This window comes from Agarivorans sp. D1326, assembly GCF_056958115.1.
The window spans coordinates 264,791-284,066 of the sequence record NZ_JBTWEN010000001.1; the positions used below are offsets into that span (position 1 = coordinate 264,791).

The 19,276-nt window shown below is 42.6% G+C and carries 18 protein-coding genes and 1 tRNA gene; 7 read left to right on the forward strand and 12 right to left on the reverse strand.

Going from position 1 to position 19,276, the window contains the following annotated elements; all coding sequences use genetic code 11:
- Position 1 precedes the first annotated feature (1 nt).
- Both ACYFDN_RS01130 and ACYFDN_RS01135 read left to right on the forward strand, forming a co-directional pair.
- Positions 2 to 391 (forward strand): DUF2919 family protein, encoded by a 390-nt coding sequence (locus ACYFDN_RS01130; RefSeq protein ID WP_483509728.1) that lies wholly within the window; start codon positions 2 to 4, stop codon positions 389 to 391.
- A 95-nt stretch (positions 392 to 486) separates the two neighbouring features.
- Positions 487 to 786 carry a hypothetical protein gene (locus ACYFDN_RS01135; RefSeq protein WP_483509729.1) on the forward strand — a complete coding sequence of 100 codons (300 nt, stop codon included), beginning with the start codon at positions 487 to 489 and terminating at the stop codon, positions 784 to 786.
- A 51-nt stretch (positions 787 to 837) separates the two neighbouring features.
- On the opposite strand, the gene ACYFDN_RS01140 is transcribed toward ACYFDN_RS01135, so the two are convergent.
- The 6 genes from ACYFDN_RS01140 to ACYFDN_RS01165 all read right to left on the reverse strand — a co-directional run bounded on the left by ACYFDN_RS01140 (position 838) and on the right by ACYFDN_RS01165 (position 6,416).
- Positions 838 to 2,133 (reverse strand): NAD(P)/FAD-dependent oxidoreductase, encoded by a 1,296-nt coding sequence (locus tag ACYFDN_RS01140; protein WP_016402561.1) that lies wholly within the window; start codon positions 2,131 to 2,133, stop codon positions 838 to 840.
- A gap of 183 nt (positions 2,134 to 2,316) precedes the next feature.
- The gene (gene ycfP / locus ACYFDN_RS01145) at positions 2,317 to 2,865 is read right to left on the reverse strand and encodes an alpha/beta hydrolase YcfP (RefSeq protein WP_338625961.1); all 549 of its coding nucleotides are present in this window, start codon (positions 2,863 to 2,865) and stop codon (positions 2,317 to 2,319) included.
- 44 nt (positions 2,866 to 2,909) lie between these two features.
- Positions 2,910 to 3,941: a beta-N-acetylhexosaminidase gene (nagZ, locus tag ACYFDN_RS01150; RefSeq protein WP_483509730.1), complete on the reverse strand. Its 1,032-nt coding sequence runs from the start codon at positions 3,939 to 3,941 to the stop codon at positions 2,910 to 2,912.
- Between the two features lie 6 nt (positions 3,942 to 3,947).
- A complete protein-coding gene (lpoB, locus tag ACYFDN_RS01155) occupies positions 3,948 to 4,538 on the reverse strand; it encodes a penicillin-binding protein activator LpoB (protein ID WP_040307368.1) in 591 nt (196 codons plus the stop codon).
- A gap of 14 nt (positions 4,539 to 4,552) precedes the next feature.
- Positions 4,553 to 4,942 (reverse strand): YcfL family putative periplasmic lipoprotein, encoded by a 390-nt coding sequence (locus ACYFDN_RS01160; protein ID WP_016402566.1) that lies wholly within the window; start codon positions 4,940 to 4,942, stop codon positions 4,553 to 4,555.
- Between the two features lie 13 nt (positions 4,943 to 4,955).
- Positions 4,956 to 6,416: a COG3014 family protein gene (locus ACYFDN_RS01165; protein WP_483509731.1), complete on the reverse strand. Its 1,461-nt coding sequence runs from the start codon at positions 6,414 to 6,416 to the stop codon at positions 4,956 to 4,958.
- Positions 6,417 to 6,730: 314 nt separating this feature from the next.
- On the opposite strand from ACYFDN_RS01165, the gene ACYFDN_RS01170 reads away from it, so the two are divergent.
- Positions 6,731 to 8,767 (forward strand): methyl-accepting chemotaxis protein, encoded by a 2,037-nt coding sequence (locus tag ACYFDN_RS01170; protein ID WP_483509732.1) that lies wholly within the window; start codon positions 6,731 to 6,733, stop codon positions 8,765 to 8,767.
- Between the two features lie 42 nt (positions 8,768 to 8,809).
- Here the strand turns inward: ACYFDN_RS01170 and ACYFDN_RS01175 are convergent, their stop codons facing one another.
- Positions 8,810 to 9,682, reverse strand: a complete 873-nt coding sequence (locus ACYFDN_RS01175; protein ID WP_483509733.1) for a 6-carboxytetrahydropterin synthase — start codon at positions 9,680 to 9,682, stop codon at positions 8,810 to 8,812.
- A gap of 116 nt (positions 9,683 to 9,798) precedes the next feature.
- Between ACYFDN_RS01175 and ACYFDN_RS01180 the strand changes: the two genes are divergently transcribed.
- Positions 9,799 to 10,515, forward strand: a complete 717-nt coding sequence (locus ACYFDN_RS01180) for a PilZ domain-containing protein (RefSeq protein WP_040307370.1) — start codon at positions 9,799 to 9,801, stop codon at positions 10,513 to 10,515.
- A 70-nt stretch (positions 10,516 to 10,585) separates the two neighbouring features.
- Here ACYFDN_RS01180 and ACYFDN_RS01185 read toward each other — a convergent pair whose 3' ends face one another.
- From ACYFDN_RS01185 to yejK, 5 genes are all read right to left on the reverse strand, one after another.
- Positions 10,586 to 11,722, reverse strand: coding sequence for an ABC transporter ATP-binding protein (locus ACYFDN_RS01185; RefSeq protein ID WP_016402571.1), 1,137 nt, complete (start codon positions 11,720 to 11,722; stop codon positions 10,586 to 10,588).
- 87 nt (positions 11,723 to 11,809) lie between these two features.
- Entirely contained in the window at positions 11,810 to 12,700 is an 891-nt protein-coding gene (malG, locus tag ACYFDN_RS01190) for a maltose ABC transporter permease MalG (RefSeq protein ID WP_016402572.1), read from the reverse strand.
- 12 nt (positions 12,701 to 12,712) lie between these two features.
- A complete protein-coding gene (gene malF, locus ACYFDN_RS01195) occupies positions 12,713 to 14,344 on the reverse strand; it encodes a maltose ABC transporter permease MalF (RefSeq protein WP_338625945.1) in 1,632 nt (543 codons plus the stop codon).
- Positions 14,345 to 14,431: 87 nt separating this feature from the next.
- Complete coding sequence (malE, locus tag ACYFDN_RS01200; protein ID WP_152780990.1) at positions 14,432 to 15,613, reverse strand: maltose/maltodextrin ABC transporter substrate-binding protein MalE; 1,182 nt, start codon at positions 15,611 to 15,613, stop codon at positions 14,432 to 14,434.
- Between the two features lie 285 nt (positions 15,614 to 15,898).
- Positions 15,899 to 16,903, reverse strand: coding sequence for a nucleoid-associated protein YejK (gene yejK, locus ACYFDN_RS01205; RefSeq protein WP_338625942.1), 1,005 nt, complete (start codon positions 16,901 to 16,903; stop codon positions 15,899 to 15,901).
- Positions 16,904 to 16,978: 75 nt separating this feature from the next.
- On the opposite strand from yejK, the gene ACYFDN_RS01210 reads away from it, so the two are divergent.
- The 3 genes from ACYFDN_RS01210 (at position 16,979) to ACYFDN_RS01220 (ending at position 19,206) form a co-directional block, all read left to right on the forward strand.
- Entirely contained in the window at positions 16,979 to 17,200 is a 222-nt protein-coding gene (locus ACYFDN_RS01210; protein WP_040307371.1) for a YejL family protein, read from the forward strand.
- A 27-nt stretch (positions 17,201 to 17,227) separates the two neighbouring features.
- Positions 17,228 to 19,042, forward strand: coding sequence for a DUF3413 domain-containing protein (locus tag ACYFDN_RS01215; RefSeq protein WP_483509734.1), 1,815 nt, complete (start codon positions 17,228 to 17,230; stop codon positions 19,040 to 19,042).
- Positions 19,043 to 19,129: 87 nt separating this feature from the next.
- Positions 19,130 to 19,206 (forward strand) — tRNA-Pro (locus ACYFDN_RS01220).
- Positions 19,207 to 19,276 lie beyond the last annotated feature (70 nt).

Consider the following 19,276-nt stretch of genomic DNA (forward strand, 5'->3'; position numbering starts at 1 on the left):
TGTGTTACTTGCTAATCAACCCAGCGTGCTATTTGCTTGCGCGCTGTTAAGCAGAACCTGGTTATTGCTGGCCATTGCCGCCAGCTCTCGACAAACCGGTGACAAAATACTGGGTCTACTCTACCCTGACCATTTTTGGTTTTACGTTGGCTTAGCTATGGGCGCTTTACCGCTCACTCGATTGATCTTTCCGAAACTATGGCAAAAGCTCTCCATTCGGAGTCAGCTTTGGGGCATTTTAGTTCTATTATTCAGCGATATAGCCATTCAGATTCACTCTATTAATTTAAACTATTGGCGCTTTGAAACGCTTAATGCCATTACGTTGTGGATAAGTTTTATGATTGCTTTTATTACCTTTAGAGCAGCGATAGAGAAACAACATGGATAGTCTTGCCCCTAATAAACGGTTTATAAGAGTTTTTAATTTACTTAGCGGAATAAAGCTAAGATAAACCCACTATATTATTAGGCTAGTAATACGTCATGGATGAGATACTAAAAAACCTACTATTGTACGTATTCCTCATCTCTTTATTTCCACTAATAAAAGCCAGCAAAAATTTCTATACCGAGTGGACTGAAAGTGAAAACGAGCATTGGCAAATGCGCGGCTGTCCGCCTTTTATCGTATTCCACTTGGCAATGTTTCTGTTTCTTCCGATGATTTTTGGTAAAGATCTAGAGCAGTTATCAAACAAGCTACTCACCAAACATAGAGATCAACTGCGCTATTGGCTGGTAATTACTTTTCTTCTGTCTCTCGCTTGTCAGCTCAACCCTTAAATACCAAAAAAGCAGCTCCAGGCTGCTTTTTAACTATGGCTATACACCAGCTTAGTGCAGCTTAAGCTTAGGCCTTAATACTTGGTTTATGCGCCCAACTAACATCATCAAGCCGGTTTTCATGTAACCATGTAAGGCAATTTGGTGCATGCGATATAAGGAAATATACATTATCCGTGCGATGCGCCCTTCAATCATCATCGAGCCCTGCATTAAGTTACCCATTAACGAGCCTACGGTTGAATAACGGCTAAGTGATACCAATGAGCCGTGATCTTTGTACTCAAACTCTAACAGTGGCTTTTCTTCTATTTGACGCACAATATTTTTAAACACCAATGTTGCCATTTGATGGGCCGATTGAGCACGTGGCGGTACAAAGCCATCTTCGCCCATGGCGCAACTAGCGCAATCGCCAATTGCATAAACATTACTATCGCGTGAGGTTTGCAAAGTTGGCCTTACCACTAACTGATTAATGCGATTAGTTTCTAATCCACCTAAGTCCTTCATAAACTCGGGGCATTTAATGCCAGCAGCCCAAACCATAATATCGGCTTTAATTAGCTCACCATCTTTGGTGGTTAAACCCTCAGGTGTTGCTTCTGTCACCATGGTTTTAGTGCGAACATCCACACCCATTTTTTGTAGCTCTGAATGGGCTGAACTAGAAATGCGCACTGGTAAAGCAGGTAGAATTTTTTCCCCGGCCTCTACCAAGGTAACCGCCAAACTAGAGTGGCTTAAATTAGGTACACCGTAAGCTCGAAGCTGATCTAAGGCGTTATGGAGCTCAGCAGAAAGCTCTACCCCAGTTGCCCCTGCACCTACAATGGCAACACGTACTTTTTCGCCACTTTGCGCTTCATCATTTTGCGAGTACTGTAAGAAACGATTAAGCATGCGGCGGTGGAATAAATCGGCGCGACTTGGGTTATCGAGGAAAATACAGTTGTCTTTAACACCTTTAGTATTAAAGTCATTGGAAACCGAGCCAATCGCCATTATCAAGTAGTCGTAGTTAAGTTGGCGAGCGGGCAATACTTCTTTACCTTCCTCAACCATTGGCTTTAGGGTCACTAATTGATCTTCACGATTTACGTCGTCAACTTCACCGAGTTGAAACTCAAAACCATGATTAGCAGCATGAGAGCGATAACTAAGCGCATCAATGCCGGCATCTAATGAACCAGTGGCTACTTCGTGCAACAGGGGTTTCCAAAGGTGAGTACGGTTTTTATCTACCAGCACTACACTCGCTTGGCCTTTTTTCCCTAGTTTACGCCCTAAACGTGTCGCTAGCTCTAAGCCACCGGCACCACCACCAACTACAACGATTCTAGTCATGCTTGCTTGTTTCCTTGTAACAACTTGAAGTGTTTTTGCTTTACCCAAAAGGCATTTAGTTGATTTTTTGTGCCTTGAACTGCTGGTGAAGCAGCGCTCATTATACGTAACTTGATAGAGATCACAAAAAGAGCGCAATAAAAAAGAGGGATTAAATCCCTCTTTTGACAAAAATATAAGCTTCTACAGGCTTGGTAAACGTTTTAAAGACTTAATCAACTGTAAGTGATGACTAATATCTTTAAACTTGTGACTTTGCTCTTTATCCCATACTACCTGGTAGTAATCTTTAAGCTCTTGTTCCGATACCTTGTTATCCAGTACCTCGTCGTTTTCCGACAGCACTACCGTACAATTGCCTTTATTCTTGGTTCTAAACTCGGTTACACATTTAGAAGCAATATCAATGTACTCTTCTGGTCGCTCAATTCGGCCCTGCATGTTCACTTCTGGGTGTAAATTCGGGTTGAAAATCACCGAAGGTATACCACATAAAAAACCAATGCGTTCGCTCCAATAGCCGCCTAGTCCCACACCACAAATCACCACTTCTTCATCAGCACTTAACATGAGCTGTTTGTGCACTTCTTTTAGAAGATGGCTCATGTCATGCCTTGGGTGAATGGTACTGTAGCTAATTGGTCGCACGTCTGGGTCGACAAATTGCAGCTGCAGCACTTTTTCGTGGTTACCCGGACTTGTTGAGTCAAAGCCGTGTAGATAAATAATCATCTCGCTTTACCTTCCTTAGAATCACACACTAAAAACAAGTGTATTTATAAACTGTTTGTTTCACTACTCATTTGCGCTATTTTCGCAGCGCGAGCGGCAATTTCTTTATACTGAGCTTGCGCTTCTAACTCAGACCAACTAAGTGGATATGCTTTGCCTACTAATCGCTCACCGGCGGGCACTTGAGTATGCTCTAGACCATCTAGCAAACTGATGCTTGCTTCTCGATCATTACAGGCGAGCAACAAATCACAGCCAGCAGTTAATGCTTGTTTAGCGCGAGCAACATGATCGCCCACCACTGCTGCCCCCTTCATGCTTAAATCATCACTAAATATTAGACCTTTAAATGCCAAACTTTTGCGGAGAATTTGCTGCAACCAAATCTTAGAAAAACCTGCTGGCTTTTCGTCAACTTGCGAGTAAATAACATGCGCAGGCATCACCGCGTCCAGCTTATTCTGGGCTATTAGCGAGGCAAACACTTGCATATCTTGCTGTTGAATGTCGGCAAAAGAGCGGTTATCACGCGCCTCTAAATGATGAGTATCGGCTTTTACATTACCATGACCAGGAAAGTGCTTACCGGTAGCTTTCATTCCTGCTACCGACATACCATCGATAAATGCGCTGGCAAGCTGAGTAATCTGTTCAGGCTTGTCACCAAATGCCCGCTGGCCAATCACGTCACTCACGCCATTAATATCTAACACGGGAGCAAAACTAATATCAATGTCGCAGGCTCGCAGCTCAACCGCCATTAACCAACCTAATTGCTTTGACCATTCAATGCTAGACAAACCTAGCTGATTGGCGGTGTTGGCAATTTGCCCCATTGCAGGTATGGCAGAAAACTGCTCTCTAAATCTTTGGACACGCCCACCTTCATGGTCAACAGCAATCAGTAAACGCTGGTTGCTGGCCACTCTTATGGTTCGTACTAGCTCTATTAATTGAGCTCGGTCTTGATAATTACGGCTAAATAAAATAACCCCAGCAACCAGAGGGTGCTGAAGCATTTCAGCTTCTTCAGCACTCAGCTCTGTGCCAAGTAAATCGATAAAAAGTGGGCCCATTAATCACTACCAACCAAAAGTAGATTTAGTTTCGGCCTTACGGATCTCAGTCTCATCAGCCCATTCTACTAGGCCGGTTTTTAAATCCATTAATCGCATGGTCATTTTGTAATAAACGTCTTTAGTCTTTTTGTTGGTTTTTACGATACTCGCTAGGTTACCGTAGAGCATGTATTCGGCGCCGACCTGCTGACCAAATGCAATCGCTTTTGAGGGGTCAACTAAGCCACCATCATTTTGAAAGTCGAGCTGCTCTCGCACTTCATTCACGCGGCTCATATCAACAAAGCGAAATTTGCCAGATTGCAATAACTTAGTGCTGATGGAATCAGTTACCGATTCGGTATCGATGTGTTCAGTAGTTTTATTTTTGATCCGTTCAACAAACACAATCGGACGATTATTGGCGGTGATTTCTGCTAACAAAGGAGATGAGATCATGGAATCAGTCATTTCGCCAGCAATCTTTTGCAAATCAGTCGAACCAAAAGCAACATCTACAGTTTCAACTTCTTGAGGGTCGCCATAGCTCACCTGAGTTGAACACCCAGTCAAGGTAAATGCCAGTACGGATGCTGCTAATACAAGTTTTTTCATGGGATATCTCTCTGTTATTCAACTTCTCTAACATAAATTTTGAAATGGTTAGCGTTGTGAACTAACGCCACCGATTGGACCTGAATTTGTTGCTTGCCGTGCAAGCTTAGCGGCGTCCATGCTGTTGTTGCGTTGTTCAATTGTACATTGTTACTGTCGTACCAATAAAAACGATACTGTAAATCTAAGTCACCTTTGTATAAAGATTGTATTGTGGCGACACCACGTAGGCGATCCATACCTTGGTGGGTTGCTGCATCAATAATGGTGAGCTTACGACCTAGATTAAGGTTATCTACTATTAACCATTGTTTACCATCAGGTTTGTCTGAGTCGGCTGCAATTCCGGAGGTATCAGTGGTGCACCCAACCAACAATGCACTTAGTAACAGCAAATATTTCATAGCTTTACCCTCTTCATAAATTAAATACTTGAGCAGGAGCACCCAAATCATTAGTTAATACCAAGGTAACCCTTCTGGGCCTTAAAGTAATGCTTGTAGATGGTTCAATTAACCCCTCAAATTCTAGAGTATGTTCACCAACAGGCAAAGCTTTAACGGCTATCTGTGCTAAAGCCGGTAAGGTTTGCCAACTACGAGTATCGGCGCGCTCTGAAGCAACATTGTAAATATTGACTAAGGCATTTGCCCAATTTTCTTCGTCATCAGCTTTGTCTTTGTTCACTTCTCGCCTAAATTGGTCTTTGGTGATAACCCGCAAGATTTGCCGTAGCAATATACCTGGTAAGTCTTGCTGCAACTGCTTAGCCGCTAAGTCATCAAACTGCACTAAACGCTCGGTAGCAAATCGCTCACCATTAACGGCTAGCTTTTGCGGAATGCTTACTTGGGCATTTCCCCTCATAATGGGCAGCGCTACCGTGTAGGTTTCCCAGCGATTATGGTTATAAAGTGGCAATGTAAAACGGGCTTCTTGGCGAGCGGCAACAATTGATTGTTCATGAAGAACAATCAGCAAACCTTGTTGTTTACTTAAGGGAACTGGCTCTGCAGGGGTATACTTTTTATAGTCACTCATCGAGAGTTTCTTGCCAAGGCGGGCTACTTCGGCTTGTAAATAGCTATTGTTAGGCGCCAGTGCTAAGGCCTTTCGGTAATCGATGTAAGCATCATCCTCTTGCCCCGCCGCCAAGTACAATGCAGCAGATAGAGCAAACGTTAAACCATTTTGAAAAGCATTATCCAGGGCTTTATCCTTGGAGTTTAGTTGCGGGTATTCTTGCATTAAATCGTCGTATTGCGCTGTGTAATCCCGTAATTGCTCTTCTAGGCTAATTGGTGCTTCTTGCATAGCTTGTTGTTGAATCATTGCCGCACGGCGTACCTCAATTAATGCAGACTCTAGGCCATTGCTATGCAAGTAATTTATCGCCTGATAATGATGCAACATAACCTGTTCATAAACAGGAATATGGTACTCAATAAAGTTATCGTTGGTCGCCAAGGCCGAAACATTCTGTAAACCCGTTGATAAACGGTACTCCGCTTGCCGAGATAACCACTGAAGTTGCTCGTCGACGGTAGTGAAATGTGCTTGGCTTTGTTCAAAATCGCCCGCTAAGTAACTCATCCGCCCCTTTTCTAGTTGCTTAAGGTAGTAGCTATTATCGCCTTGTTTACCTTCGGCCAATAAGTCCGAGGCTAGCTCAAATTTTCCTGAACCTAGTTGGTAACGGCTCGCGCGCAATTGCTCGTCATAACTCACAAAAAGATCACTGAAAACTGCACTGCTACAACCTAGTAATACTATGCTAGAAAAAAATGCAGCTAAAAACACTCGCGGTTTATACGAAAGAAAGTGATGAAACCGACGGTTTACTAACATGCACTTAAACATGCGAGGTACAAAGGCCATTTGTCTAAGCTAAAACTCATGTGGATGAAGAATCTTCTTTATAAACTATTTTGCTATACAGGCCCAACCTAGCGGTAGATTATTTAGCAAAAAAGCGCCCTGGTTGTGTTTTATTTGAACGATTAGCTTTAGATAAAAGTTTAAAAGGTAAAGTCTTAGTTAAATCAGCCGCTAATATCAGTATAAAAGCGGCCTGCGCGAGTAGAGTTGTGATCTCTTACATAGTAAGAACAGCCAACACAGGGCATACTTTTAACAAAATAAAACAATATAAAAACTATAAATAGCTAACAAGATCGGTTGGTCGAGGAATTATGAAAAAAAAGTCACTGAACGTAGCCTCATCGCTCCAATTTTTTAAAAATATTTCTATTGTTCATCGAGTAAACATTGGTTTTGGCTTTCTGGTTTTAATGATGGTACTCACCAACGTATTGTCGTTACAAACTGGCAGTCGCTTTAACCAACAGCTTGATACCGTAACAGAAGAAGCCACTCCATTAGTGTTACAAAGTAGCCAATTTGCGGTAGATTTGCTCACTGCAGATAAATACTTTAAAGATGCTCTAACCTCTAGCGAAGCAGATGTTATTAAAGCTAGTAGCGAGGCTTTTGAACAAAGTGAACTCGTTTTTATTTCTTCACTTGGCACTTTACGTTCAATGTCGGAAGGCAATAACGAGTTGGAATCTCGCCTAGATGCGCTTAATGCTCTGGACCAAAATTACTTCCAAGTAGCTAAGCAGGTAATGAACGACAACATTAATTACTTGGAAGATTTACAATCGGTTAAGCGTAGTACCAACCAATTGTCGGTAATGCTACCGCAACTTAAGAAAAACCTATCAGATAAAGTAGCTGCATTGAACGATGACTACATCCGTTGGGCGGCTGAGAGTTTCTTGAACGCGATGGCCGTTATCGAGCTAAATACTTTAGAAGGCTTAAATACTAGCCAGTCTAAAAAGGTATCTGTAATCCTTAAGCGCAACAACAAGCTAATCAAAAACTTCTTGAGCGCCACCTCAGATCTAGAAGAAGAAATTCCTGAACTACGTAACGATATGGGCCATCAGATTGACCAGTTTGTTAAGGACTCGACCAAGTCTGATGGTGTGTTAGCTGCCCACCTAAAGGTGACACAAGACAACGAAGCCATTGCTCAACGTGTTAGTGAGACCTCTGTCCAAATTACTGAAGCCATTAGCCAGCTTTCTAGCATTAACGACATTGCAAACGCTCAGGTAGACAATGCCTCCGAAAGTGCCAACAAGATGTTGGAGTCTAGCCGCATTCAGCTAATTACTGCGATGGTAATAGTTATTCCATTAGCCTTATTGGTTGCTTGGAACGTTGCAAGTTCTATTAAACAACCACTTAACTTATTACTTAAGACCCTTAAAGCGGCAGCCGCCGGTGATATGACCGAAACTGTTAAGTACCAAAGTACCAACGAATTTGGCCAACTAGCTGATTCTGCCAACAGCATGATGGAGCAAATGCGCTCGGTTCTTAATGATATTAGCCAGGCCGCTGAAAGTCTCTCGAATGTATCTAACGGTAACTCCACTACCCTTAATACCGCCAAAGTTGAATTGGATAATCAACGCCAAGAAACAGCGTCTGTTGCAGCAGCTATGACGGAAATGGAGCAATCGGTTAGAGAAGTAGCCAAGAGCGCTAACATTACTTTAGAAAAAGTAATGGAAGTTGAAGAAGCTGCAAACTCTGGTCGACAAGTAATGAGCAACAACATTACTACTACTCACCAATTATCAGAAAAACTAGAACACAGTAGTTCGGTTATTGGTGAAGTTGACAGCATGAGTAACAGTATTGGTTCAATCTTAGATGTAATCAGAGGCATTGCCGATCAAACCAACTTGTTAGCCTTAAACGCCGCTATTGAAGCCGCTCGCGCCGGTGAGCAAGGCCGTGGATTTGCAGTAGTTGCTGACGAAGTGCGAGTATTGGCACAGAAAACCACCAACTCAACAACCGAAATTCAATCTATGATTGAAAACCTACAGAAAAGTGCTCAACGCGCTGTATCAGTTATGTCGGAGTGTTCTTCAGAAATGCAAGCCAGTATTTCTCAAAGCTCTGACGCCAACGGTGCAATGGAAGAAATCCAAGGCATTATTACTCAAATCTCTGATATGAGTAGCCAAATTGCGGCAGCGGCAGAACAACAGCAAGCCACCGGCGCTGAGATATCCAACAACCTTAACCGTATCTCAGACATTAGCGATGAGAACTACCAAAGCATTGAAATAGTGACCAGCACAAGTGAAGAGCTTGGTGAATTAGCAGGACAACAAGATTCGCTAGTTAAACGCTTTACCCTGTAGATTGCGCTGTAAATAAAAAAGGCTCCAAAGGAGCCTTTTTTATTAGCGATAAACCTCGGATATGGCACCCTTTCCTACCCCTTCGTAAGCTATAACCTTCAAGCTATGTCCTTCCATCACCTTAGCAAGGGTAGACGCAATATACGCAGCTAAATTCTCGACGGTAGTCTCGCAGGGAAGAATGTCTGTTTCTTGTTTAGGGAGCACCAGTTCAAAAAAACCTTGCGGCGATTGATAGGCAAACGCGTAATGATCTTGCCAGTCTTGCTGCTGGTAAAAACTAATATCTTGCTGGCTAATTTCATCACTTTCGCTACCAAGATAAATATTACGCCACTTCATCGCCCAACTGGTTGCTAAGTCAATGTCATACTCCCCATCTACCTGAATTTCGATAGTGGAACGATGCCCATGAGCAATACGTTGACAATTGCCATCGTGCTTTTTCAAACCGTGGCTGTAGTGATAATAAGGACCATCGATAGATTCGTGTCTTAAGGTAATAGCCAGATCTTGAATATTCGCCGGCAGCTGCTCTAAAACTACATTTTTTACGTACGCGGTTAAGGCTTCGTTACTCACCTCTACCGAGTCAATAAAGGTATACGCTTCATCAGGGCAACGTAAATGAATGCTCTTTCCATGCGGTCGCATGAAGTCCAATTGGGTATAACCTTCGCCTGTTTTTACCTTACATAGAGGCGAGCGAATAGGCACCAACAGTTTATGATCGACCTTTTCATCGATTAAACGTTTAATCAGCTTTTTTACTTGGCCAAAATCTAACAACATATCCATATCATTAAGTGAACCACCTAACTCTATGTCTACTAACCAACTCTCTCCCACTAAGCCACGATCTGGGCAAAGGTAGGTAGAGTCGATTACGGTTAAATCTTTTACAAATAATTTCATAGTGCTGCTCATAAACGCGAATGCGGCTCATTATAACGGCAAGCGCATAGAATAGTCATCGCCTCAATGCTCTCTAATCCAAACAGCGTAGAACTATGATATGGTTAAACTATGTCATGGAAACGATAGATATCGATGTGGACCCTATAGCTCCGGAACTTCTCAAGCAGTTTAATGCCCTTCCTTGTCAAACCGAAGTGCATCTACAAATACCCACTCCTACAAAGCCGTTGCGCTTAAGAAGTCGCTTAATTGGTATTGAGCCAGGAATGTGTGTGATTTTATCTCGCGGAATAGACCAAAATTGGGAAGCAGCTAGAGATTTAATTCGAGAAGGCCAGTCAATTGTTGTTCGTATTGTTAACGAAGGTGACCCAAACGCTACAATATTTGCCTATCGCGGTTCTATATCTAAGCTAATGAGTAGTGTTGGCCGCTGGGTAGTACTTGATTATCCGCGCAACGTGCAAAAAATCAGCTTGCGCCAACACAGTCGCTTACCTATTTCCTTGTCTTGCAACATGCGCAGTAGCGCTGATAGCCAAGAATCCTTTAGCGGTTTGCTTAAAGACTTGTCCTTAAATGGCGGTGGCTTCGTGTCTAGCCCTATTCCACTGCCGTTAACCAAACAAGCATTTACGTTAGAATTACCAATAGAAGGCCAAGATCCTTTGGCGATAACCGCGAGTATCTGCAATCAGCATTTAGAACAACGCTCACCAGAAAAAGTGCATTACGGTTTAAGTTTTGATGCCGACGACAAACTTAAGCAAAAATTTATTGAGAGTGCGCTTTTAGAAATTGTACAACGAGAAAACAAAACCCCCGGTTAAACCAGAGTAAGCACTATTTAAGGCACAAAAAAAGCGACCCGAGGGTCGCTTTTGAATTAACGGTCAACTTCTAGTCTTTGTTGTACTTGGCAGTACGCGGGAACGCAATGCCATTGCTATCAAACAAGTAACAAGCTTTAGTTGGTAGACCTACACGTAGTTCATCGCCATTTTTACTTGGGAATTCACTGCGTGCTTTAAAGGTGAAATCAAAGCCTTTAACGTCCATATAAACGTAAGACTCTGAACCTAGGTGTTCAGCAACTACTACTGTACCTGTAATGAAGTTCTCTGCATGAGCATGGGTATCTTCTACCAAGTGCTCAGGACGGCAACCAAGCTCGATTAAATCACCTACGCTTGCACGGCTAGTATCAACCGCAGCAGTGATAACATCACCAGTCACCAACTTAACTTTACTTTCGTGCTCACCAGTTTCTACGATTTCGCCTTCGATGAAGTTCATTTTTGGCGAACCAATAAAGCCAGCAACAAACTTGTTAGCTGGGTTATGGTAAAGCTCTAACGGAGAACCGTATTGCTCCAAGTTAGTTGCAGCATTGGGGTCTAGTGGGCTAAGTACCACAATCTTATCAGCTAAGGTCATCGCTTCCACTTGGTCGTGGGTAACGTAGATGATAGTTGATTGCAGTTCTTTGTGCAGTTTAGCAATCTCGATACGCATCTTCACACGAAGTGCTGCATCAAGGTTAGATAGTGGCTCATCAAATAGGAATACGCCTGGTTGCTGTACAATACAACGACCAATAGCAACACGTTGACGCTGACCACCACTTAACTCTTTTGGCTTACGGTCTAGAAGAGGATCTAGGCCTAGAATGTCAGAAGCATTATCTACTCGAGTTTTAATCGTATCTTTATCAACCTTTTTCAATTTAAGGCCGAAAGACATGTTTTCGCGTAAATCCATGTGTGGGTATAGTGCGTAAGACTGGAACACCATACCTACATTACGTTCTACTGGCGGTACGTCATTCATGAACTTACTACCAATGTTAAGCTCACCACTAGTAATATCTTCTAAGCCAGCAATCATACGTAGCAACGTTGACTTACCACAACCTGATGGACCAACAAATACAACAAACTCGCCATCTTTAATATCTAGGTTAATATCACGCAAGGTATCTTGGTGAATTGCCGGATCGTAGTTTTTACGTACATTTTTTAGAATTACATCAGCCATTATTAGCTCCAAACTGAATAAAGCGTTCGCTTTACTCGCAATCAATCTTGTTTTGCGTAGCTACACCAGTAGCTACGCCCAAATAATTTAACCTTTAACACCACCAGCTGTTAACCCGCCGACCAACCAACGTTGAGCCATTAGGAACACTAGCGTGATAGGGAATCCTGACAATACAGCTGCAGCGGCAAAATCGCCCCACAAGTAGTTTTGCGGATAGAGATATTGTTGAGCACCTACGGCGAGCGTGAGCTTATCAACATCTTGCATCAATACAGACGCCATTGGTACTTCGGTAATTACACCAATGAATGCAAGAATGAACACTACTGCCAAAATAGGAACAGAAAGCGGTAACAATACCAATCTAAACGCTTGCCAAGGAGTTGCGCCATCAATAGCAGCAGACTCTTCTAAGGCCGGGTCAATAGTTTCGAAGTACCCTTTAATGGTCCACACGTGAAGTGCAATACCACCTAGGTAAGCGAAAATTAACCCGCCGTGAGTGTTTAGACCCAACCAAGGAATGTATTCACCAATCTTGTTGAACAAGGCGTAAATTGCTACCAAGGCCAATACAGATGGGAACATTTGGAAAATCAACATACCGTTAAGAATGGTTGCTTTACCTCTAAAGCGCATACGAGCAAACGCATAAGCACTAGTAGTAGATAGAGCCACGATTAGTAAGGCTGAGATACCCGCTACTTTAATCGAGTTCCATAACCAAGTTAGTACTGGGAATGGAGGCGGTGTTAATGAACCATCTGGGTTTACAACTGTAATCCCTAAGGCCAAGCGCCAGTGATCTAAAGTAGGGTTAGATGGAATCAATTCACCTACCGCAAAGTTACCAGTACGGAATGAAATTGTGATTACCATTAATAATGGGAAAATAATTAAACATAGAAACAAACATAGCACTACGTGAGTAGCTAGTTTTCTATATTTCAATGATTTAGGTTGAACCATTGCCATAGTAGCTTCTCCTTATGCCGTTTTATCAGCTTTAGTTAGTTTCAAGTTAATCAATGCTAGTGCACCAACCACTAAGAAAATTAGGGTTGCAATGGCACTTGCAAGACCATAATCCTGACCACCGTCACCTTGGAAGGCAATTCGGTAGGTGTAACTTACGAGTAAGTCGGTTGTACCAGCTGGTGTCGAAGCACCAATGATATCAGGACCACCGTTGGTCAATAACTGAATCAAAACAAAGTTGTTAAAGTTAAAGGCAAAAGAAGCCACCAATAATGGTGTTAGAGGTTTCATTAACAACGGAACTGTAATGTTGAAGAAGTTATTAATTGGACCCGCACCGTCCATCGCAGAAGCTTCGTATAAGTCTTCTGGAATAGACTTAAGCATACCCAAACATAAAATCATCATGTAGGGGTAACCCAACCAAGTGTTAACGATCAAAATCATCGACTTGGCCATTACCGGGTCAGTAAACCAGTCTGGCTTGATGCCAAATAAGCCATTTAAGATTTCGTTAATCTCACCAAAGTTTTGGTTGAATAAACCTTTAAATACTAGGATTGAGATAAAGGCTGGAATTGCATAGGGGAGAATGAGTACTACGCGATAAATAGCGCGACCTTTTAGCTCTTCCCACTGAATTAGACAGGCTAAAACCATACCAATTGCTAAGGTAAATGCTACAGATGCAGCAGCAAAAATTACTGTCCAAATGAAGATTTCGATGAACGGTTCTTTAATACCTTTATCGGTAGCAACACGTTCAAAGTTTTTCCAACCTACGCCAACAGTAAAGCCAGGCGCTAAACGGTTACCAACAAACTCACCATCACCATCAATGTACTGGTAGTAACCTGTTTCCATGTTTGGCAGCATAAGCTCGCCAGTCTGGTTGTTACGCAGAATAGAAGGCCCAGGTAAAATAGCGCCACTTTCTTTTAGCACTACTCCATCTTCAAGGCGTGTATATAAAGGCTTCATCGCAGAGAATTTGCGAAGGCCATTCATAACCAGTTCATCTTGATTAGGCGTAACTAATACAATGCTATTGAAGAACTGACGATGAGAGATAATTTCTTTAATTGGCGCTTTTTCACTAGAAGGTAAAGCGTCAACTTCTTGTAATTTAATTCGCTTAGTTGCCAGCGTTAATTTGCGTGCGCGAACATCGGCGTTAGACACTACTTCAACAGGACGAGTAACAAAATATTTGTCGTCTTGTGACAGTGCTAGAACATACTTACCTTCAGATTCTTGATGTAGCTGAAAGTCAAATGAACCGCCTTTCGCCATATAAGTCTTCTGGATATGTAACTGCTCTACCCGCTCAAGCGACAATAAGTTGGTGCCACTATAGTTGGTGAAAGCAATTCCAATGGTGTATGCCAGAGGGAAGATGATAAATACGACCATCCCCGCAATGCCGGGGAAGATATATCTGTGCGCATACATTTTTTTGCTTAAAAAAACGTAAACACCGGTAGAAACAACAACAAGGGTGAGCAATGCAAATGCATATTCACCACCTGCATACATCAAAACAATTGCATAGCCGTTAAGCAATACAATCGCCGTGATCAGCAGAAGTTTTAGCCAAGCATACTTGCCCTGCATAAAACCTGGAGACGCAGAAAGACCCATCTTATGTACAACCTTTGTATTTGACCGAAATTAATAAAGAGGAGGATAGACCAATATCCTCCTCCTGACCGAAATAATATGACCGTATTATTTCGCTATGCGACGCGCAGCGGCGTCTAGTGCTTTCTCTAGAGGTTGACGACCACTAGTGATGTTGGTTAGAGATGTTGCCATCGCAGACCAGAATTTACCCATTGCAGCTACGTTAGGCATTGGCTCACCATCTTGAGCGTTTGCGAAAGTTGCAGCGATGCGAGGGTCGCTTGAAAGCTCTTCCATGTACGACTTAAGTGCTACAGCACCTAGTGGTACATCGTCATTCACAGATTTCAAGCCTTCATTAGTAACAAGGTAGTTTTCTAGGAACTCTACCGCTAAGTCAGCGTTAGGTGACGCAGAGTTAACCGCACCTGCTAATACACCAACCATTGGCTTAGCTTTGTTACCGTTGATAGTTGGAATGTAAGTTACACCGTAGTTGATGCCACTTTTTTCCATGTTATCCCAAGCCCAAGGACCGTTGATAACCATTGCTACTTCACCTTTGTTAAAGGCAGAGTCCATTACACCGTAGTCAGCGCCTTTAGGCATGTGACCATTTTCGATAAGATCTTTAATTACTTTAGCGCCCATTTTAGCGCCGTCAGTTGCTACGCCAGTGTCTTTAACGTCGTAAGCACCGTTTTCGTATTTGAAGATGTAACCACCGTTCGCAGCCAGTAGAGGCCATGAGAAGTAAGTATTGTTGTAATCCCATAGGATAGCGTGCTTACCAGACTTCTGAAGCTCTGTATCTAGAGCTGGGATTTCTTCCCAAGTCTTAGGAGGGTTTGGCACTAAGTCTTTGTTGTAGATAAGACCTACCGCTTCAATAGCGATTGGGTAGCCGTATACTTTGCCGTCGATAGTAACCGCGTTCCAAGCAAAGTCTTCTACTGCTGCTTTTTTCTCAGCACTTGGCTTAAGTTCAGTTAATAGACCTGCATCAACCCAGTCACCGAAACGGTCGTGAGCCCATAAGAAAATATCAGGACCTGAACCAGTTGAAGCCGCTTGTTGGAATTTACCAGGGGCATCGTCTGGGTGTGCAACACTTACTTTAACACCAGTATCAGCTTCAAAGCGTTTACCTACTTCAGCCAAGCCGTTGTAGCCTTTATCACCATTTACCCAAATGGTTAATTGGCCTTCTTCAATTGCAGCAAAAGCATTAGATGCCATGCCTAAAGAAGCAACCGCAATAGCAGATGCAAGAATTGTCTTTTTCATTAGCCTTTCCTTAACTGTCGTTATGATTATTTTTGGGTCGCAAGAGTAACTTGCTGCGCTAGATTCTAGCTCATAAGGCTGGCTTAACACATGACTTAGCTCGCACTTTTGAAATTATACTACAAACCCCTAAACCGAGGTGCAGCCTGCCTCAAGAGGTGATTTAATCACCTAACGGTGGTAATAAAACAACATAATTACCAGCATATACACTTGAAAACCTTTCCATGTAGTAATTAAACTACAAAATTGAAACTGATAACCTTTTCAAGCAATCCAATTAACTTATTTGTTATTTTTCAACTGTTCTCTTAAGTTAGGTGGGATTCCAACGATCGTCAATGTATCTGTTGCTTCGTCGTAAAAAACGCGATCTCCTAACAATTTTTGTTCGAAACTTACCGACACACCTTTCCCTTGACCAAAACATTTAGCCAGTTTTTTCAGTGCTGTACGATCTGCTGGAAATTGTTCTTCAAGGGGGTAATTCTCAGCAGCAAACTGGTAGAAATCAACGTTCTCTTCGGCAGTAGGTAAAGCCTTAGCCAACTCCCCTACTACAATTTCTTCGCCATCCTTTAGCTGTTGTTCACAGTAAGACTTAACTTCATCTTTATAGGCAAGCTTTTCTTCTTTATCTAACTGAGTCGCTTGGCAGTAATCGTCAACAGCTTGCATAAGTACGGCATTTTGCATTTTGACATCCAAGCCATCGTCACACCCCAAGAACTCCACAAAGAAATCTGAAATTTTGCGCCCAGCTCTTCCTTTTACATAAGAAACATAACGCTGTGACTCAGGATTACGTTGCATATCGGTAATATCGATACGTGCAGCAAGTTGCACGGAACTGGTTTCTAAATAGCGGCTAGCAGTAAGTTCTAAGCTATCGTCTACTGCAGGCGAGGTTTTATTTTCTAGCAGCATGATAAGTAGATACTCGCCAGCAACATGCTCGTAGTTAGCCAGAAGCAATACACCTTGCTCTACAAAATCATATTTCTTTAGTTCTTCAATCAATACCGTGCCAGCATCAACACTGTATTTATGAAAATCAACGTCTTGGCTTAATAAGGCATCCAATTGTTGTTTGAAGGGGCTGTCATTTTCTTGGTTATAAAAGCCAAAGCCTTTAGCTGCTCTTCCACTATAGTTAAGATGTAAGCTCTCTATTAAGCTAAGCGCCTCTTCGCTATGAGCCATTTCTTCGGCTCGTGCTTGCAGCCCAATGGTGCCATCTTCAACTAGCTCTAGTGAATGTAAAATAAGGTGTTTTAAGGAAATGCTCATAGTCTCTTACTGTTAGTGTTTGCTGACAAGGTGGGGTATTATACGCGTCTTTATCAGCAAATTTGCAGAGAAGTAATGGCAATAGTTTCAAAATATTCCACAGAGCAGGTGGAACAATTACTTAATGATGTACTCAAAGTAGTCGACAATCACAATGTAACCACTGATTTAGCGCTAATGGTACTGGGCAATGCCGCTACCTGTATGATCAATCAGCGTGTTGCGCCAGAGCAAAGAAAAAAGCTCACCGAGGGCTTTGCCAAAGCACTAAAAAATTCGATTAACGACGAAAAATAAGCACACAAAAGGATTTCCTGTCTCGCAATGGTAAATAGCTCAAAACAGTACCGCGACAAAGTGTCTCAGCTTATAAGCTGGGGCCACTGGTTTTGTTTATCAAATATAATTTTGGCCTTAATTGTTGGCCTACGTTATCTGGTTCTGGCTACCCCACCGGAAACATTTTTAGGTCAAAGCTATTTAATTGTGAGTTGGTTAGGGCAATTTTCCTTTATTGCCTTTGTTATTTTCTTGCTTACCCTATTTCCACTCAGTTTTGTTATTCCTAGTAATCGCTCATTGCGTTTTGTTGGGGCGTTGTTCGCCACCATCGGAATAAGCTTACTGATTGTTGATACTGAGGTCTTTGCTACTTTTAATTTGCACCTAAATCCAGCTTTGTTGGAACTACTTATAGATGAAGAGCAAAACAGCCAAGCCAATACACTTAACTTATTGTTTGTATCTGTACCTTTTATCTTTCTGTTAGAGCTTTGGCTCGCAAAACTGTGTTGGAAGTATTTACGCCGTTTAGAGCACAAACGCCTTGGTGGTCCAATTGCTGGTGTCTTATTCATTTGCTTTTTGTTAACCCACTTTGTGCACGCTTGGGCCGATGCAACAAATTACACCACCATTACTCGACAAAAGAATAACTACCCTTTGTTCTACCCGCTTACCGCGCGAAGCTTCTTACAAGAGCAAGGCATTTTTGATGTAGACGCCTACTACAAACAAATCAAAGCACAAGAACAAGAGCAGCAAGGGCAACTTCGCTACCCTATCTCACCACTAAAATATGACCAAGTTGAACAGCGCTACAACTTAATGCTCGTGGTAGTAGAAGGCTTACGCTGGGATATGCTTAACCAACAAGCAATGCCAAACAGCTGGAAGCAAGCTAAACGCTCTAGCCAGTTTTTTAGTCACTACAGTGGCAGCAATAAACCGCAAGAAGGTTTATTTAGTTTGTTTTACGGAATCCCGACCAGTTATTGGCCGAGCTTTAAAACGGAAAGCCAAGGCTCTGTATTGGTGTCTGCACTTCAAGACAGCAATTATCAAATCGAATTGTTTAGTAGCCGTGGCTTAAACCTGCCGGAATTAGCAGGAACCAGCTTTAGCGAGCTTTCAAACCTCGATATGACCAAGCGGCCAGGCGGAGCTGCGGGTGACGAGAAAGCCATACAGGAATGGCTAATCTGGCAGCAAAGCCAATATGCGCAACTTCCTTGGTTTAACTTTTTATATCTAAATGGCGTTGCTGCTTATGACAATGGCAGCGGTGAAACTATGAGCGAAGTGACACCTGAGTCCTTAAGCCAGCATTACTCAGATGCCGCCACAGTTGTGGACTCGCAACTGAACAAGGTGTACCAGCAACTAGCTCAAAGCGGCCAATTAGAGCGCACCATTTTAGTGGTAACATCCGACTACGGAAACGAGCTAAACGATGGTAATAGCAACTACTGGGGTAACAATAGCAACTTTAGCCGCTATCAAACTCAAGTGCCGTTATTTATATCTTGGCCAGATAAAAACCCATCACTATTGCACAGTGATACTAGCCATAACGATATAGTGCCAACCTTGCTTGAAGAAATGCTCTCAGTAGCATCTAACAGCGCGAACTATAGCACCGGACAAAACTTATTTAAGAAGCGTAAGCGCGATTGGATATTAATAGGTAACCAAGAACAACAAGCCGTTGTTCAACGCAACCAGATTACTCTATTTAATCAATCAGGTAGCTATCGGGTGTTAGATCGCGATCTAAAATCCAGCAACGCTCGTGTATCTGTGCCTATGTTGGTACAAGTATTAAACGACTTAAAGCGTTTTTATCAACCTCAACAGTAATTTGTACATTGAATGAACACTTAAGCACAAAAACCAAAGTGGTGTATTGACAGCACTCTGATAGCTAAGTAAATTCATTGCTCAATTCGGAACGTAGCGCAGCCTGGTAGCGCACCGTCATGGGGTGTCGGGGGTCGGAGGTTCAAATCCTCTCGTTCCGACCAAATAGCAGCCCGTAGCTCAATGAGCTACGGGCTTTTTGTTACCTGCAAAACATCTGCTTTTGCTTGAGCC

Bases quoted from the DNA above. Each gene is read 5' to 3' on its own strand.
- ACYFDN_RS01135 (WP_483509729.1), top strand. From the start codon at position 487: ATGGATGAGATACTAAAAAACCTACTATTGTACGTATTCCTCATCTCT.
- ACYFDN_RS01140 (WP_016402561.1), bottom strand. From the start codon at position 2,133: ATGACTAGAATCGTTGTAGTTGGTGGTGGTGCCGGTGGCTTAGAGCTA.
- ycfP (WP_338625961.1), bottom strand. From the start codon at position 2,865: ATGATTATTTATCTACACGGCTTTGACTCAACAAGTCCGGGTAACCAC.
- nagZ (WP_483509730.1), bottom strand. From the start codon at position 3,941: ATGGGCCCACTTTTTATCGATTTACTTGGCACAGAGCTGAGTGCTGAA.
- lpoB (WP_040307368.1), bottom strand. From the start codon at position 4,538: ATGAAAAAACTTGTATTAGCAGCATCCGTACTGGCATTTACCTTGACT.
- ACYFDN_RS01160 (WP_016402566.1), bottom strand. From the start codon at position 4,942: ATGAAATATTTGCTGTTACTAAGTGCATTGTTGGTTGGGTGCACCACT.
- ACYFDN_RS01165 (WP_483509731.1), bottom strand. From the start codon at position 6,416: ATGGCCTTTGTACCTCGCATGTTTAAGTGCATGTTAGTAAACCGTCGG.
- ACYFDN_RS01170 (WP_483509732.1), top strand. From the start codon at position 6,731: ATGAAAAAAAAGTCACTGAACGTAGCCTCATCGCTCCAATTTTTTAAA.
- ACYFDN_RS01175 (WP_483509733.1), bottom strand. From the start codon at position 9,682: ATGAAATTATTTGTAAAAGATTTAACCGTAATCGACTCTACCTACCTT.
- ACYFDN_RS01180 (WP_040307370.1), top strand. From the start codon at position 9,799: ATGGAAACGATAGATATCGATGTGGACCCTATAGCTCCGGAACTTCTC.
- ACYFDN_RS01185 (WP_016402571.1), bottom strand. From the start codon at position 11,722: ATGGCTGATGTAATTCTAAAAAATGTACGTAAAAACTACGATCCGGCA.
- malG (WP_016402572.1), bottom strand. From the start codon at position 12,700: ATGGCAATGGTTCAACCTAAATCATTGAAATATAGAAAACTAGCTACT.
- malF (WP_338625945.1), bottom strand. From the start codon at position 14,344: ATGGGTCTTTCTGCGTCTCCAGGTTTTATGCAGGGCAAGTATGCTTGG.
- malE (WP_152780990.1), bottom strand. From the start codon at position 15,613: ATGAAAAAGACAATTCTTGCATCTGCTATTGCGGTTGCTTCTTTAGGC.
- yejK (WP_338625942.1), bottom strand. From the start codon at position 16,903: ATGAGCATTTCCTTAAAACACCTTATTTTACATTCACTAGAGCTAGTT.
- ACYFDN_RS01210 (WP_040307371.1), top strand. From the start codon at position 16,979: ATGGCAATAGTTTCAAAATATTCCACAGAGCAGGTGGAACAATTACTT.
- ACYFDN_RS01215 (WP_483509734.1), top strand. From the start codon at position 17,228: ATGGTAAATAGCTCAAAACAGTACCGCGACAAAGTGTCTCAGCTTATA.